This window comes from Salinisphaera japonica YTM-1 (genome assembly GCF_003788585.1).
In the GTDB taxonomy this organism is placed as follows: domain Bacteria; phylum Pseudomonadota; class Gammaproteobacteria; order Nevskiales; family Salinisphaeraceae; genus Salinisphaera; species Salinisphaera japonica.
This window is the reverse complement of sequence record NZ_AYKG01000016.1, coordinates 1-16803: the sequence shown is the minus strand read 5'-3', so window position 1 is coordinate 16803 and position 16803 is coordinate 1. Positions and strand designations below refer to the sequence as shown.

Here is a 16803-nt window from a genome sequence, read left to right as displayed (position 1 = left end):
CGTAAGCGTTGAAAACGCGCCAGTATAAGCATCGTGAGCAAGCGCAGCGACACCAAACGATGGCTGGCCAAGCATCGGGCCGATCCTTACGTCAAGGCCGCACAGTCGGATAACTACCGCTCGCGGGCGGCTTACAAGCTCGCCGAGGTCGACGACAAGGATCATCTGCTGGCGCGCGCGCGCTGCGTGGTCGATCTGGGGGCGGCACCCGGTGGCTGGAGCCAGTACTGTCGACGCCAGGCCCCCGATGCCCATGTCGTGGCTATTGATCGTCTGGATATGACGCCGATCGACGGGGTCACCTTCGTCAAGGCCGACTTCGATGAACAAGCCGGTCTCGATGCTTTGCTGGCGGCAATCGGTGACCGGCCGGTCGATCTTGTACTTTCTGACATGGCCCCCAATCTCACGGGAGTGAAGGCAGCTGACCAAGCCCGCGTGATGCAGCTGGCCGAGCTGTCACTGGCGCTGTGCCAGGACGTTCTGGCGCCGGGCGGGCATTTGTTGATCAAGGTGTTTCAGGGCGAAGGCTTTCATGAGCTGTTCGCTGACATGAAACAGCGTTTCGACAAGGTGGCCTCGCGCAAGCCGAATGCATCGCGGGACGCCAGCCGTGAGATGTATCTGTTGGGGCGTGGCTGGCGTAATCCCTGATACAGGTGCGCTCAGGCCGGGCGAGCCTGTGTCGATGACCGATCGTTTATACTGGTCATTGACAACGTGTAACGCGACAACCAAACGATCGGGCCCACCTGATCGAGGACGACGATCTTGAACGAACTTGCCAAGAATCTGCTGCTATGGGTTGTGATCGCGCTCGTATTGATGAGCGTGTTCTCAAGCTTTGCGCCGTCCGGCTCAAGCGGTAACAGTATCGCTTACTCCGAGTTTCTGACCCGTGTGGACCAGGGCAACATCGCCCAGGTCAATATCGAGGATCATCAGATCTCCGGGCAGATGACGTCGGGCCAGAAGTTCAACACTTACAGCCCGGAATCGGATAACAAGGCCATGATCGGCACGCTGATGGATCACAACGTGACCATCACCGGTGAGCCGCCGAATCAAGGCTCGTTTCTCAAGCAGATTCTCATCTCCTGGTTCCCTTTCCTGCTGCTGATCGGTGTGTGGATCTATTTCATGCGCCAGATGCAGGGCGGTGGCAAGGGCGGCGGCGCGATGTCGTTCGGCAAGTCCAAGGCCAAGATGATGTCGGCCGATCAGGTCAAGCTGACGTTTGCCGACGTGGCCGGCGTGGAAGAAGCCAAGTCGGAAGTCCAGGAGCTGGTCGAGTTTCTCTCCGATCCGACCAAGTTCCAGAAGGTCGGTGGCAAGATTCCGCGCGGCGTGTTGATGGTGGGCTCGCCGGGTACCGGCAAGACGCTGTTGGCCAAGGCGATCGCCGGTGAGGCCGGCGTGCCGTTCTTCTCGATCTCGGGTTCCGATTTCGTCGAGATGTTCGTCGGCGTGGGTGCCTCGCGCGTTCGTGACATGTTCGAGCAGGCCAAGAAGCAGGCGCCCTGCATTATCTTCATCGACGAGATCGATGCGGTCGGCCGCCAGCGCGGCGCCGGTCTTGGCGGCGGGCACGACGAACGCGAACAGACGCTCAACCAGCTGCTGGTCGAAATGGACGGCTTCGAGGGCAGCGAAGGCGTGATCGTCATCGCGGCGACCAACCGTCCCGACGTGCTCGACCCGGCGCTGCTGCGCCCGGGCCGTTTCGACCGACAGGTGGTGGTGCCGCTGCCGGATGTGCGCGGTCGTGAGCAGATTCTTAAAGTGCACATGAAGAACGTGCCGATCCACGAGCGTGTACAGCCCAGTATCCTCGCGCGTGGCTGCCCGGGCTTCTCGGGCGCTGACCTGGCCAATCTCGTCAACGAGGCCGCGCTGTTCGCCGCCCGTGCCAATCGCCAGGAAGTCACCCACGATGACTTCGAGCGCGCCAAGGACAAGATCATGATGGGCGCCGAGCGCAAGTCCATGATCATGAACGAGGACGACAAGCGCATGACGGCCTATCACGAAGCCGGGCATGCGATCATCGGTCTGAGCGTGCCGCAGCATGATCCGGTGCATAAGGTCACCATCGTGCCGCGTGGGCGCGCGCTGGGTGTCACGATGTTCTTGCCGGAAGAAGATCGTTACAGCTATTCCAAGCAGCGGCTCAACAGCCAGATCTGTTCGTTGTTCGGCGGTCGCCTGGCCGAGGAAATCATCTACGGCGCCGATATGGTCACCACGGGTGCATCCAACGATATCGAGCGCGTCACCGAGATCGCTCGCAACATGGTCACGAAATGGGGCCTGTCCGAGCGCATGGGCCCGATCGCCTACAACACCGAGGACAGCGAGCCGTTTCTCGGTCGTTCTGCGGCCCAGGGCGGCGGCGTATCTGATGAAACCGTGCATGCCATCGACGAGGAAATGCGCGCGATTATCGACAGCTGCTATGAGCGCTCGCGCCAGATCCTCGAAGACAATATGGACAAGCTGCATCTGATGGCCGATGCGCTCATGAAATACGAGACCATCGATCGCAAGCAGATCGACGAGATCATGCAGGGCAACGAGCCCGGCCCGCCGGACAGCTGGAACGATTCGGACCCGTCCGGTAACAACGGTAGCGGGCCGAACGCCAGTGCCGATGAAGCCGAGGCCAAGCCGGACAATACCGATCGCGATACCTCGCGGGACCAGGTGCCGAGCCCGGCCCACAATCGCCAGTCCTGATCGGCGCGGATGATGCGCTTTTCGAGGCCGGCAGTCTTCGGGCTGTCGGCCTTTTTCATGCGCGGCGATATATTTGATCAACCGACAATCACCGACTCGAATGATGCCCAGCGCCACTAACGCCACCTCCATTCCGCCACGCCGGGCGTTGCAGGCGCCCGGCGGACAAATGCTTTCGTTAACGCCGACCGCGGTGATGGGCATTATCAACGTCACCCCGGATTCGTTTTCCGATGGCGGGCGCTACACGATGCCGGAACAGGCCAGCGCGCGGGCCGCGGCACTGGCCGCGGCCGGCGCATCCATCATCGATATTGGCGGTGAATCCACCCGGCCGGGGGCCACGCCCGTGACCACCGAGCAAGAACTGGCGCGGGTAATGCCGGTAATCAAGCGTATCCGCGCGGATCACCCCGATCTGATGCTATCGCTGGATACCAGCAACCCCGCCGTCATGCAGGCCGGGCTGGATGCCGGCGTGGCGATGATCAACGATGTGCGAGGCCTGGAGGCGCCGGGCGCGCTTGACGTGGTCGCGGCCACGGGCGCGCTGGTCTGTGTCATGCATCATCAAGGCGAGCCGGCGGTCATGCAGGCCGCGCCCAGCTACGTCGATATCGTCGCCGAGATTCGCGAATACCTGACACAGCGGGTCGACACCTCTATCGCTGCCGGGGTGCCAGCGCAACAGATCGTGGTTGATCCGGGGTTTGGTTTCGGCAAGAGCTTGTCGCACAACCTGTCGTTGCTGGGCGCGGTGGATACGATGAGTGTGGCCGGCTGCCCGGTGCTGATGGGCGTATCGCGCAAATCCATGTTCGCCAAACTCTACGCGCGCGATACACCAGAGGCCCGCCTGAACGGCAGCCTCGGGGCCGCGTTTTGGGCGGCCAGCCGCGGCGTGGGTATCATCCGCGCACATGACGTGCAGCAGACGGCCGACATGGTTACGCTTGCGCACGCACTGACCGACTGAACAAGACAACCACACGACAACGGGGGCGCCATGGCGCAACGCTATTTCGGTACGGACGGTATCCGGGGCACGGTCGGCGAGGCGCCGATGACACCGGATTTCGCGCTTCATCTGGGCTGGGCCGCCGGGCGCGTACTGCTCGATCAGCTGGCCCGCGGGCAGCGCGAGGCACACAACGCGGCTCGCCCTTGTGTGGTGATCGGCAAGGACACCCGCTTGTCGGGTTATATGTTCGAATCTGCCTTGGAGGCCGGTTTTGCTGCGGCCGGCGTCGATGTGCTGTTGGTCGGCCCGTTGCCCACGCCGGGTATCGCTTATCTCACCCGTACGTTCCGGGCATTGGCGGGTGTGGTCATCAGCGCATCGCACAATCCGTTCGCTGATAACGGCGTTAAGTTCTTCTCTCAGTACGGCCAGAAACTGGCCGATGCCGTGGAGGCCGATATCGAGGCCATGCTGGATCAGCCGCTGGTGACGGCCGGCGCTGATGCGCTGGGCCGTGCCAAGCGCGTGGAAAGCGCCTCCGGGCGCTATATCGAGTTCTGTAAATCCACGGCGCGCCTGCCCGAGGGCGGGTTGCGCGGCGTGCATCTGGTCGTTGACTGTGCCAACGGGGCGGCCTATCAGACCGCGCCCGAGGTCTTTCGAGAGCTGGGCGCGACCGTGCACACCATCGGCAACACGCCGGACGGGCTGAATATCAACCTCGACTGCGGCTCGACGCATCCCGAGCACCTGGCCGAAGAAGTCGTGCGGCGCGGTGCCGACGTTGGCGTTGCCCTCGACGGTGATGCCGATCGTTGCATCATGGTCGACGGCGCCGGGCAGATCGTGGACGGCGATCAGCTGCTGTTCGCGCTTGCCGAAGATCGCCAGCAGACCGGTACGCTCGCCGGCCCGGTGGTGGGCACCCTGATGAGCAATCTGGGTCTGGCGCTGGCCCTGGAAGCCCGCGATATCGTCTTCGAGCGCGCGAAGGTCGGTGACCGCTATGTCTTCGAGCGCCTCGTGGCGCTCGGCGGCATCGTGGGCGGCGAGTCCTCCGGGCATCTGCTGTGCCTGGACCGGGCCACGACCGGCGACGGCACGGTGTCCGCGCTGCAGGTACTGGCCGCCATGGCGCGTCGCGAACAGTCACTGGCCTCGCTGGTGGCACCTGTCGAGAAATGCCCGCAAACCCTGATCAACGTCCGTATCGGTCGCGGTGCGGCCACCACGCTCATGGCCGCCGCCGAAGTGCGCGAGGCCGTGCAGAAGGTCGAGCGGGATCTTGGCAGCAAGGGCCGCGTGCTCCTGCGCCCCTCCGGCACCGAGCCGTTGCTGCGCGTCATGGTCGAAGGCCTGGACGCCGATCGCGTCGATCGTCACGCTCGGGCGCTGGCTGACGTGGTCGAACGCTCGGCTGCGGCATGATGTCCAAGAACACGGCCACGGCCTGATTTTCAAACAAGGAACAGCTATGACCGATCGAGCATTCGTTGCCGGCAATTGGAAGATGAACGGCAGCCTGTCCGATATCGACACCTTTTCCAATGCGTTGACCGCGCGCGCCGCGGACATCTCCTGTGGCCTGGCCGTCTGCGTGCCGTTTGTCTACGTCGCACGCCTGGCCGAGCGCCTGAAGGGCAGTGATATCGCCACCGGCGGGCAGGACGTGGCCACGGAAATCGAGCCTGGGGCGTTCACCGGCGAAGTCAGCGGCACAATGCTCGCGGACTGTGGCGCCACCTTCACTGTGGTGGGTCACTCCGAGCGCCGTGCGATGTACGGCGAGACCGACGATATCGTTGTGGCCAAGACGCGTGCCGCCATCGCCTGCGGTATTCAGCCGATCGTCTGCGTGGGGGAAACCCTGGAAGAGCGCGAAGCCGATACGGTCGAAACCGTCCTCAAGCGCCAGCTGGGTGCGGTGCTCGATGGCTGCAGCGACGAGGAGCTGGGCCGAATTGTTCTCGCCTATGAGCCGGTCTGGGCGATCGGCACCGGGCGTTCGGCCACGCCCGAGCAGGCCCAGGAAATTCATGCGTTTCTGCGTTCCCAAATTGCCGAGCGAAGTGATACACTCTCGCGCTCGTTAAGCATCGTCTACGGCGGAAGTGTTAAGCCAGACAATGCAGAAGCGATTTTCGCGGGTGATGATGTCGACGGCGCGCTCGTTGGCGGCGCATCGCTCAAAGCCGATTCATTTGCCGATATAGCGCGTGCGATGCCCTCGCATGGCGCATGAGCTGACTGAATGATCTACACCATTCTGATCATCGTGCAGGTCGTCATTGCGTTGTCTCTCATCGCTTTGATCCTGCTACAGCACGGTAAGGGTGCCGACGCCGGCGCTGCCTTTGGCAGCGGGGCCTCGGGCACGGTTTTCGGTGCGAAAGGCTCGGCCAACTTCATGAGCCGCGCGACAGCCGGGCTGGCCACGCTGTTCTTCCTGAGCAGTCTGACGCTGGCTTATATCGTCAACGGTGCCGGACCCAGTACGGGCTCGGGCAGCGTGACCGATCAGCTGGGCCAAGCGCCAGCCGTGCAGCAGTCGGCCCAGCCAAAAGACGATGCGGGCGACGAGAAGCCGTCCGCTGATCAGGACAACGGGCCGAAAATCCCGGAGTGAGCTGATTAGAACACCGCCGACGTGGTGGAATTGGTAGACACGCTGTCTTGAGGGGGCAGTAGCGAGAGCTGTGCCGGTTCGAATCCGGCCGTCGGCACCAACCTGTCGATCTTAGATCGACACCAAAGCCGTATCCTATGGATGCGGCTTTTTTATGTCTGGCGCAAGCGCTTTGAATCGTGTTGATCATATGCCCAGCGCAGTGGGGCGCCTAGGGCGTTAAGATATGCCGTCGCATTGCCCGCGCCGGGCGTGTCAGGCAAGGCGCGGGCCGCCGAGCGTGGCCCGCCACGGTCAAGGCCCGTCAGCGGCATGGCGCGTCCGGCGCGGGCAACCCGAATGGGCCGGTGGCCAAGCCCCGGCAATCTGGCGCCATAGTCGATTTTTAGGGGCTCGTTTACGTGGAATAACCACGCCGCACTCGCGATGCCTTGTCTTGCCGCAGCTTGGCCGCCGGTGCGCCGACTTATCTTATGACGACACGCCCTAGAGATCTGAGCGTGGGCTTTGCCCTATTTTATTGCTGTTTTATTCGCGTTCATTTGCGGACAGGTTTTGCTCAAAACAGACCGACCACGCCTCGACTTTGAGAGCGATCAAGCACCGGCATTGCCGATAATCAGGAGCCGTCTCACGGGCTGAATTGCGCAATCATGGTGGCTGCGGAGCGCGCGGAACGGAGTTTTTGACGGCTTGAAATCGCGTCATCTCGGGCTTTCGCCCGGGCCCTGAAAAACTTTCATCGAAAAGACTTGCGTCGCTAAAACAACGTGTTAACTTATGCCCACGTTGAGCGGTTGGCACAGTCAACTGGCCAGACAAAAGCAGGCATAGACGAGCAGCTTGCAACCGTTCTGGTTACTATTTATAGTCTCGCGTTCATCGGGTGCGGGGTGGAGCAGTCTGGCAGCTCGTCGGGCTCATAACCCGAAGGTCGTAGGTTCGAATCCTACCCCCGCTACCACATATTGGTTATCGAAAAAGCCCCCGATGAGGGGCTTTTTTGTTGGTAACGAAAAATCGTCAGCGAGACGGTGTCATGACGCCACGTTTTCACTCTCTTATTGAGCCGATCGTTAGCGATCTCGGCTATGAGCTTTGGCATATCGAATCGGTCGGCCAGGGCAGAAACGCCGTGCTGCGCATTTATATCGATGCCGCGGAAGGCATCGATATCGAGGATTGTGAAGCCGTCAGTCGTGAAGTGAGCGCCGCGCTGGATGTCGAAGACGAGGGCGGTGCAGCCTATAGCCTCGAGGTGTCGTCGCCGGGCATGGATCGACCGTTGGTCAGTGCCGAGCACTTCGAGCGATTCGCCGGCGAACGGGCACGTGTGAATATGTTTGCCCCGGTCGAGGGCCAGCGTAAGTTCAAGGGTGAGATCGTGGCGGTTTCGGCCGATACGGTTGATCTGAACTGCGGTGACGCCATCTATCGTCTGCCGATTGGTGACATGGCGAAAGCGCGATTGGATCCGGTATTCGAAAAATAACGCGCACGATTGACCGTGACGCGAAAGGCCTTGCGGCCTGTTTTCCAGACATGCGGGTGGTTTTATGAGCAAGAACGTACTTTTGGTCGCCGAAGCGGTTTCCAACGAAAAAGGCGTCGACCAGGAAATCATTTTCGAGGCGATCGAAGCTGCCCTGGCCTCGGCCACCCGCAAGAAGAACGGCGGCGAGATCGCCGTGCGTGTGGAAGTCGATCGCAAGACCGGCGATTACGTTGCTTACCGCCGCTGGCTGATCATTGACCCGGGCGAGGAAGACGCCGACGGCGAGATGCGTTTCATCGAAGCGCCGGACCGTGAGCTTTCGCTGGAGCGTGCCCAGGAAAAGTACCCGGAGATCAGCTCGGGCGAGTACATCGAAGAGCAGATCAAGGCCGTGGAGTTTGGTCGGATTGCCGCCCAGGCTGCCAAACAGGTCATTGTGCAGAAAGTGCGCGAGGCCGAGCGTGCCCAGATCGTGGATGCCTACAAGCATCGCGTGGGTGAGCTGATCACCGGGCTGGTCAAACGCATGGAGCGCGGCGCCTGTATCATGGATTTGGGCGGTAACGCCGAGGCGATCATCCCGCGTGATCAGATGATCCCGCGCGAGCCGATGCGTCCGGGCGACCGGGTGCGTGGCTATCTGTATGACGTGCGCCCGGAACAACGCGGCCCACAGCTGTTCGTGTCCCGTAGCAAGCCGGAATTCCTGGTCGAGCTGTTCAAGCTCGAGGTGCCGGAAGTCGGTCAGGGGCTTATCGAGTTGCGCGGCGCCTCGCGCGATCCGGGCCTGCGTGCCAAGATCGCCGTGCTGGCCAAGGATCGTCGTATTGATCCGGTCGGGGCCTGCGTCGGCATGCGCGGCTCGCGCGTACAGAGTGTCTCGAACGAGCTTGCCGGCGAGCGCATCGATATCATCATGTGGAATGAAAACCCGGCCCAGTTCGTCATCAATGCGATGGCACCGGCCGATGTCGAATCCATTGTCCTGGACGAGGATTCGGGCAGCATGGATCTGGCCGTATCCGAGGATTCGCTGGCCAAGGCGATCGGCCGCGGCGGGCAGAATATTCGTCTGGCTTCGGAGTTGACCGGTTGGCAGCTCAACGTCATGACGCTGGAAGACGCTGAAGAAAAAAGCGAAGCCGAAACCGAAGAGCTTCAGGGCATGTTCCAGACCCAGCTCGACGTCGACGAGGAAGTGGCCGCGATTCTCGTCCAGGAAGGCTTCACCTCGACCGAGCAGATCGCTTACGTGCCGGACACAGAACTGCTCGAAATCGAGGAGTTCGACGAAGACGTGGTCGAGGAATTGCGTAATCGCGCACGCGATTATTTGCTCTCGAAAGCGATTTCGAGTGCCGAAGGCGGCGATGAAGAGTACGATGCCGACCTGCTCGAAGTGGACGGCGTGGATGAAACCCTCGCCGGCAAGCTGGCACAGGGCGGCGTGAAATCGCGTGACGACCTGGCCGAGTTGGGCGCTGATGAGCTTCTGGAGCTTATCGACATCGAAGAAGACAAGGCCGGCGAGATGATCATGGCAGCGCGGGCGCACTGGTTTGCCGACGAGCAAGCCTGATCAGCCAGAGCTAGAGCGTAACGAAACGTAAATTGGATCGCCCGCCGCATGCGCGGGCACCACGGAGTAGACAGAGTATGGCGCAAACGACAGTCAAGCAGCTGGCATCGGAAACAGGCATTCCGGTGGAGCGGCTCGTCTCGCGCTTGGCGGAAGCGGGCGTCGAAGCGCGCTCGGCCGAAGATCAAATCAGCGACGAAGACAAGCTAAAGCTGTTGAGTCACTTGCGTAACGCCGAGAGCGCACGCTCGGGCGGCAAGCTCGGTGCCAAACGCTCCTCGGTGTCGCTGCGACGCCGCTCGACGTCCGAATTGAAGGTCAACACCGGGCGCGGCAGCACGTCGGGGCGCACCGTCAATGTCGAGGTGCGCAAGCGTCGTACGTTCGACAAGGGCAACGAGCAGACCGACGAAGAGCCGGTTGCCGAGGAGGTGTCCGAGGCACGTACCGAGCAGCTCGAACAAGAGCGCGCCGAAGCCGAGGCGGCCGAGAACGCCAAGCGCGAGGAAGAGCAGCGCAAGGCTGCGGCCGAGCAGGCTCAGCGCGACGAGGAAGAGCGTCAGCGTGCCGAGAACGAGGCCAAGCGGCAGGCCGATATCGCGGCTCAGAAAGAGGCCGAGGACAAGGCGCGTCGCGAGGCCATGGAGCGCGAGCGTGCCAAGCACGGCAAGCAGGCGGTCCAGACCGACACAACGCGTTCACGGGTTCAGGAGAACCTGCGTCGTGCCGCCGAGAGCCACGGGCGTACCGACGACGACATCAAGCGCGAAAAAGAGCGCGAGCAGGGCGAAAAAGCCGCCAAGCGCAAGGAGCTGCACGTTGCCGAGGGCAAGCAGGGCCGGCGTAAGGACAAGAAGAAGCGTGGTGGCGGTGGCCGACGTCAGAAGAACGTCAACGTGGCCACCGAGCACACCTTCGAGCGCCCGACCGCGCCGGTCATCCGGGATATCGAAATCCCCGAGCTGATCACGGTTGCCGATTTGGCGCAGAAGATGGCCGTCAAGGGCGGCGAAGTCCTCAAGCGCATGATGAAGCTTGGCGTCATGGCGACCATCAACCAGACGGTCGACCAGGACACCGCCACCATCATCGTCGAGGAGATGGGCCACAACCCGAAACCGGTGGCCGCCGAATCCGCGGAAGAAGCGCTCGAGCAGGAAGTGCACGCCGAGGAAGAGCAGGTCGAGGGTGTGACCCGTGCCCCGGTCGTGACCATCATGGGCCACGTCGACCACGGCAAGACCTCGTTGCTCGATTATATCCGTCGCACCAAGGTGCAGGCAGGCGAAGCCGGCGGCATCACGCAGCATATCGGCGCGTACCACGTCATCCACGACAAGGGTGCGGTGACCTTCATCGACACGCCGGGCCACGCGGCTTTCACCCGCATGCGTGCCCGCGGTGCCGAAATCACCGATATCGCCATTCTGATCGTGGCTGCCGACGACGGCGTCATGCCACAGACCAAGGAATCCATCCAGCATGCCAAGGCGGCCGGTGTGCCGATCGTCGTGGCCGTAACCAAGATGGACGTGCCCAGCGCGGATCTGGAAAAGGTACGTGCCGGGTTGGCAGCCGAGGATCTCATTCCCGAAAGCTGGGGTGGCGATATTCAGGTGGTGCCTGTCTCGTCGAAAACTGGCGAAGGCGTGGATGATCTGCTGGATGCTTTGCTGCTCCAGGCCGAGGTCAGCGAGTTCAAGGCGCCGATCGATGTGCCGGCACGCGGTGTCGTCATCGAATCCAGCCTGGAGAAGGGTCGCGGGCCGGTGGCCACGATCCTGGTCAAGGCCGGTCGTTTGAAGCGTGGCGACACGATTCTGGCGGGGCCACACCACGGCCGCGTGCGTGCCATGTTCAACGAGCTGGGCGAGCAGGTGAAAGAAGCCGGCCCGTCGATCCCGGTCGAGGTGCTGGGCTTGTCGGGCACACCGGAAGCCGGCGATTCGGCTTTTGTCGTGGCCAACGAGCGCAAGGCCAAGGAAATTGCGGCCCAGCGCGAGGAACAGCAGCGCGATACCAAGCTGGCGCAGCAACAGGCAGCCCGCCTGGAAGAGGTCTTTTCGGCGATGGGCGAAAACGGCCCGGCCGAGACCAAGGATCTCAATCTGCTGGTCAAGGGCGATGTGCAGGGCAGTGTGGAAGCGCTGGTCGAATCGTTGCGCAAGATCCCGTCGCAAGAGGTCAAGATCCGGATCATCTCCAGCGGCGTTGGCGGTATCTCCGAATCCGACGTGGAACTGGCGATGGCCTCGCAGGCGATCATCATCGGTTTCAACGTGCGTGCCGACAACAAGGCGCGCAAGTCGATCAGCGAATCGGGTACGGATGTGCGCTATTACAGCGTGATCTACGAAGCCATCGAGGACGTGACCAACGCGGTCAACGGCCTGCTGGGCACGGAGTTGCGCGAAGAGATCATCGGCCTGGCCGAAGTGCGCGATGTGTTCCGCTCGTCCAAGCTGGGGGCTGTTGCCGGCTGTCTGGTCGCCGATGGTGCGGTGGTTCGTGGCCAACCGATTCGTGTGTTGCGCGACAACGTGGTCGTCTACGAAGGCGAGCTCGAGTCGCTGCGTCGTCACCGCGATGACGTCAACCGCGTGCCGGCCGGCACCGAGTGCGGTATCGGCGTGAAGAACTACAACGACATCAAGCCGGGCGATCAGATCGAGGTCTATGAACGGACTGAGATCCAGCGCAAGGTCGATGTGGCCGAGACGGCCTAGCTCATGGCGCGCGAGTTTTCACGCCGACACCGCGTGGCCGAAGAGCTCCAGCGAGAGCTGGGGCTCCTCATCACCAGTGAGGTGAAGGATCCACGGGTACAGTTCGTCTCGATTTCCGAGGTCGAGCTCTCTGCGGATCTTCAGCACGCCAAGGTCTATGTGGCCAACTTTGACGTGACGGCCGACGACGATCGGGCGGCACGAGCCATCGAGGGTTTGAAGGCGGCCGAGGGGTTCTTGAAAAAGAAACTCGGCCAACGTCTTCGGCTGCGTGTGATGCCAGAGCTGCGTTTCATCGAGGACACCACCGAGCGTGACGCCCAGAAGATGGACCGGCTGATCGAGTCGGCGGTTGCCTCCGACGAAGCGGTCTCGGGTGAGGCGACCGACACGGATGACGGGCAGCCGCCCGAGGATCGTGGCGCGTCGTAAAAAAGGCCGCGCCCTGGACGGCGTCGTGCTGCTCGATAAACCTTATGGCGTGTCGTCCAATGATGCGCTGCAACAGGTTCGGCGTTTGTTGAACGCCCAGAAAGCCGGCCATACGGGCAGCCTGGATCCGTTGGCGACCGGCTTGCTCCCGCTGTGTTTCGGTGAAGCGACAAAGCTGTCGTCTTATCTGCTTTCGGCAGACAAGCATTACCGTGTAACCGCTTCGCTCGCCCATGAAACCGAAACCGGGGATATCGAGGGTCAGGCCACCGAATACGCCAACGTGGCGTTGCCCAGCCCTGAGTGGTTGCATGATCTATTGACCGGCTTCGTTGGTCAGCTCGAGCAGATCCCGCCGATGTATTCGGCGCTGAAGGTTGATGGCAAACCGCTGTATGCCTATGCACGAGCGGGCGAGACCGTCGAGCGTGCCCCGCGGCCTGTTACCGTGCACGCACTGGATCTTGTGTCCTTTGATGAAAACACGGCCACCATGACGCTTGATGTGTCGGTCAGCGGCGGCACCTATGTCCGCACCCTGGTCGAGGATATCGCACGATCCTGGGGCGGGCGGGCCCATGTGACAGCCCTGCGGCGCACGGGCGTAGGTCATCTGTTCGCGGCTGGCCAGACGGTTGCGCTTTCACAGATTGCCTCAGATTGTCACGATCCGGATGTGCCGGACGGCACGGCCTTGCCGGCCTGGCTGCTTCCGGTCTCGCAGCTCTTGGCCGGTTGGGTGCATATCGATCTGGACGAGGCGCAGGCCAGCCGGATTGGTATGGGCCAGACACTTGGCGGTTACCCGGATCTGCCGGCCGGCTCGATTCGCTTGAACGGCCCCGATGGTCGCGTGATCGGGCTTGGGCAACACAAGCCGCCGAACGGTCTCTCGCCGCTGCGCCTGTTCTCGCGTCCATTGGCCTAGATGTTCGGCCCCGGTATCTGATCGCTTGACGCGTGTTGCTGGCGCGCGGCGCCGTGTGCGTTGCGGCACGGTGGCACGCGGCGTAGAATACGCGGCTCTTAACAGGTCGTCCCCGCGGCATTCGCCAGACGCGCTACATGCGTCATGCCATGTCGATTCGCTGCACGCGGCCCACGTCCCCAAGGAGTCAATCATGGCACTATCCAACGAAGAAAAAGCAGACGTCGTCGCCAAATTCGGCCGCGGCCCCGGTGATACCGGTTCGCCCGACGTGCAGATCGCGCTGTTGACCACGCGCATCGTGCAGCTCGGTGACCACTTCAACTTTCACAAGGCGGATCATCATTCGCGTCGTGGCCTGTTGAAGATGGTCAACCGTCGGCGCAAGCTGCTCGACTATGTCAAGAAGCACGACGCAGAACGCTACAAGTCGCTCATCCAGGATCTGGGCCTGCGCCGCTAAGCGCAGCCCGGCCACGGTCGATCGCGACAAGCGCCCCTCGGTATGATCCGGGTCGGGCGCTTTTTTGTTTCCGAAAAGTAAGCAGGCAGAGATAAAGAGTGAGTAACGTAGAAGTAAGCAGCCGCCAGACGTTTGCGTACGGGGCACACAATGTGACCCTGGAAACCGGCGAGATCGCCCGTCAGGCCGATGGTGCCGTCAAGGTCAGCATGGGCGACACCGTGGTGCTGGTCACCGCCGTGGGCCAGAAAGAAGCCAAGCCCGATGCCAACTTCTTTCCGCTGACGGTCAACTATCAGGAACGCACCTATGCCGGTGGCAAGATTCCGGGCGGGTTTTTCAAGCGCGAAGGCCGTCCGGGCGAGAAAGAAACGCTGACCTGTCGGCTGATCGATCGCCCGCTGCGTCCGCTGTTCCCCAAGGGCTTCTATAACGAGGTCCAGATCATTGCCACGGTGATGTCGGTCGATCCGGAAATTGATGCCGATATCCCGGCCATGCTGGGCGCCTCGGCCGCACTTGCCTTGTCCGGTCTGCCATTCGACGGCCCGATCGGCGGCGTGCGCGTCGGCTATGCCGACGGTGATTATCTGCTGAACCCGGCCGCCAGCCAGCTCAAGGAAAGCGAGCTGAATCTGGTGGTGGCCGGCACGACAGATGCCGTGCTGATGGTCGAATCCGAAGCCAAGCAGCTTTCCGAGGAAGTGATGCTGGGCGCAGTGCTGTTCGGTCACGAACAGCTCCAGGCCGCCATCAAGGCGATCGAGGCCCTGGCGGCAGACGCCGGCAAGCCGGCCTGGGACTGGCAGGCCAGCGCCAAGGACGAGACTCTGGCCGATGCGGTCAAGCGTATCGCCGAAACCGACGTCGTCGCGGCCTATCAGATCGCCGACAAACAGGAGCGCCAGGCTCGTCTGTCCGAGATCAAGGACAAGGTCGTGGCCGAGCTCGTCGGCGGCGACGAGGACGCGGGTTATGCCAAGGGCGACGTAAAAGACGCGCTGGCGGGTCTGGAAAAGACCACCGTGCGCTCGCGTATTCTCGAAGGCCAGCCACGTATCGACGGCCGCGACACGCGTACCGTGCGCGATCTTTCGATCCGTACCGGTGTATTGCCGCGTACCCACGGTTCGGCGCTGTTCACCCGCGGTGAGACCCAGGCACTGGCCGTGGCCACGCTTGGCACGGGCCGCGACGCCCAGCTCATCGATGCCGTCGAGGGCAAGTATGAAGAGCCCTTCATGCTGCACTACAACTTCCCGCCGTACAGCGTGGGCGAGACCGGCTTCGTGGGCAGCCCCAAGCGCCGCGAGATCGGCCACGGCAAGCTCGCCAAGCGCGGGATTCAGGGCGTGATGCCGGATCTGGAAAAAGAGTTCCCCTACGTCATGCGCGTGGTCTCGGAAGTGACCGAATCCAACGGCTCGTCCTCGATGGCCTCGGTCTGTGGCACCAGCCTCGCGCTGATGGATGCCGGCGTACCGATCAAGGCCCCGGTGGCCGGCGTGGCTATGGGCTTGATCAAGGAGGGCGACAAGTTCGCCGTGTTGACCGATATCCTCGGTGATGAGGATCATCTGGGCGACATGGATTTCAAGGTCGCCGGTTCGGCCAACGGCATCACTGCGCTGCAGATGGATATCAAGATCGGCGGCATCACCCGTGAGATCATGGAAGTCGCGCTCGGCCAGGCCAAGGACGGTCGCATGACCATTCTCTCGGCCATGAACGATGCGATCGCCGCCCCGCGCGAGGAAGTCTCCGAATGGGCGCCGCGTATCTTCACCATCAAGATCAACTCGGACAAGATCCGTGACGTGATCGGCAAGGGTGGGGCGACGATCCGCTCGATCACCGAAGAAAGCGGTGCGGGCATCGATATCGAAGACGATGGCACCATCCATGTCTCGGCGGTCGATAAAACAGCCGCCGATATGGCGATCAAGCGTATCGAAGACATCACCCGCGATATCGAGGCGGGGCAGATCTTCGAGGGCAAGATCGTGCGTATCGTGGACTTCGGGGCGTTCGTGAATCTGGCGCCGGGCCGTGACGGTCTGGTGCATATCTCGCAGATCGCCGCGCATCGCGTCGAGAACGTCACCGACGAGCTCAGCGAGGGCCAGGTCGTGCGCGTCAAGGTGCTGGAAGTCGATCGCCAAGGCCGTGTGCGCCTGTCGATCAAGGCACTGGCCGAAGACGAAGCCGGCGGCGAAGACACCACGCCCGCCGACGAATAGCTTCGGCGCTATTCCCGGCGGATAGAAAAGGCACCTCTTCGGAGGTGCTTTTTTTCGTCTTCGTCTTCGTTTTCGGGAAGGGGCCTCGTTCTTTCAGGCAATCCGCAGATGGACGCAGATTACGCAGATGGCGGTCGTGTTATCGGGTACCCGTTGAGACCCGGGCGCCACAGTTGGCGAGTCGTTACGCCACGATGATTAACCCAGGATCAAGAGCCGTGTATCTCTTTGCCGATAGCTCCAGGGGCTATCTTGAGCGCTTGAATGGGTGATTAAGAGTCGTGGCGCCACAATTCCCAAAACATCGACGCGCAGCGTTTTCGCCATCGGCGTAATCTGCGTGCATCTGCGGATAGTCTTCCAGAGAACGCAGCCGCAAACCATGCGACGCCCGCACCTGAATTCAGACAAAAAAAAGCCCCCTAGAAACTAGGAGGCCAAGTGCGAGAAAGGCCAGAGGCCTTTCGGAGGAGATAAGCAAATCGCCCGCCGGCGATATGAAAAGAAGTATAGTACGACTTTCGTATGAGTCAATACGATGAAGCAAGATTTTGGTACCGGTCCCATCATGACGCTAAAAAAACCCGCAGCGTCTTTTGACATTGCGGGTTTGAGCG

General features: G+C 62.0%; 13 protein-coding genes and 2 tRNA genes. All 15 read left to right on the top strand.

Features of this window, described 5'->3' with window-relative positions; all coding sequences use genetic code 11:
- The first annotated feature begins 33 nt into the window (after positions 1–33).
- The gene (locus tag SAJA_RS06445; protein WP_123657845.1) at positions 34–654 is read left to right on the top strand and encodes an RlmE family RNA methyltransferase; all 621 of its coding nucleotides are present in this window, start codon (positions 34–36) and stop codon (positions 652–654) included.
- 117 nt (positions 655–771) lie between these two features.
- Complete coding sequence (gene ftsH / locus SAJA_RS06440) at positions 772–2736, top strand: ATP-dependent zinc metalloprotease FtsH (protein WP_123657844.1); 1965 nt, start codon at positions 772–774, stop codon at positions 2734–2736.
- A gap of 103 nt (positions 2737–2839) precedes the next feature.
- Complete coding sequence (folP, locus tag SAJA_RS06435) at positions 2840–3712, top strand: dihydropteroate synthase (protein ID WP_245963243.1); 873 nt, start codon at positions 2840–2842, stop codon at positions 3710–3712.
- Positions 3713–3742: 30 nt separating this feature from the next.
- Positions 3743–5125, top strand: coding sequence for a phosphoglucosamine mutase (gene glmM, locus SAJA_RS06430; RefSeq protein WP_123657843.1), 1383 nt, complete (start codon positions 3743–3745; stop codon positions 5123–5125).
- Positions 5126–5171: 46 nt separating this feature from the next.
- A complete protein-coding gene (gene tpiA / locus SAJA_RS06425) occupies positions 5172–5939 on the top strand; it encodes a triose-phosphate isomerase (RefSeq protein ID WP_123657842.1) in 768 nt (255 codons plus the stop codon).
- 9 nt (positions 5940–5948) lie between these two features.
- A complete protein-coding gene (gene secG, locus SAJA_RS06420; RefSeq protein WP_123657841.1) occupies positions 5949–6323 on the top strand; it encodes a preprotein translocase subunit SecG in 375 nt (124 codons plus the stop codon).
- A gap of 15 nt (positions 6324–6338) precedes the next feature.
- Positions 6339–6423, top strand: a tRNA-Leu gene (locus tag SAJA_RS06415).
- Between the two features lie 787 nt (positions 6424–7210).
- Positions 7211–7287, top strand: a tRNA-Met gene (locus SAJA_RS06410).
- Positions 7288–7362: 75 nt separating this feature from the next.
- Positions 7363–7815, top strand: a complete 453-nt coding sequence (rimP, locus tag SAJA_RS06405) for a ribosome maturation factor RimP (RefSeq protein ID WP_123657840.1) — start codon at positions 7363–7365, stop codon at positions 7813–7815.
- 64 nt (positions 7816–7879) lie between these two features.
- Entirely contained in the window at positions 7880–9397 is a 1518-nt protein-coding gene (gene nusA / locus SAJA_RS06400; protein ID WP_123657839.1) for a transcription termination factor NusA, read from the top strand.
- Between the two features lie 77 nt (positions 9398–9474).
- Complete coding sequence (gene infB / locus SAJA_RS06395) at positions 9475–12123, top strand: translation initiation factor IF-2 (protein WP_123657838.1); 2649 nt, start codon at positions 9475–9477, stop codon at positions 12121–12123.
- A gap of 3 nt (positions 12124–12126) precedes the next feature.
- Positions 12127–12555, top strand: coding sequence for a 30S ribosome-binding factor RbfA (gene rbfA, locus SAJA_RS06390; protein WP_123657837.1), 429 nt, complete (start codon positions 12127–12129; stop codon positions 12553–12555).
- Positions 12542–13483, top strand: coding sequence for a tRNA pseudouridine(55) synthase TruB (truB, locus tag SAJA_RS06385; protein ID WP_221180148.1), 942 nt, complete (start codon positions 12542–12544; stop codon positions 13481–13483). The genes rbfA and truB overlap by 14 nt, the downstream gene beginning before the upstream one ends.
- A gap of 193 nt (positions 13484–13676) precedes the next feature.
- The gene (rpsO, locus tag SAJA_RS06380; protein ID WP_123657835.1) at positions 13677–13946 is read left to right on the top strand and encodes a 30S ribosomal protein S15; all 270 of its coding nucleotides are present in this window, start codon (positions 13677–13679) and stop codon (positions 13944–13946) included.
- A 98-nt stretch (positions 13947–14044) separates the two neighbouring features.
- Positions 14045–16186 (top strand): polyribonucleotide nucleotidyltransferase, encoded by a 2142-nt coding sequence (gene pnp, locus SAJA_RS06375; RefSeq protein WP_123657834.1) that lies wholly within the window; start codon positions 14045–14047, stop codon positions 16184–16186.
- The last annotated feature ends 617 nt before the right edge of the window (positions 16187–16803 follow it).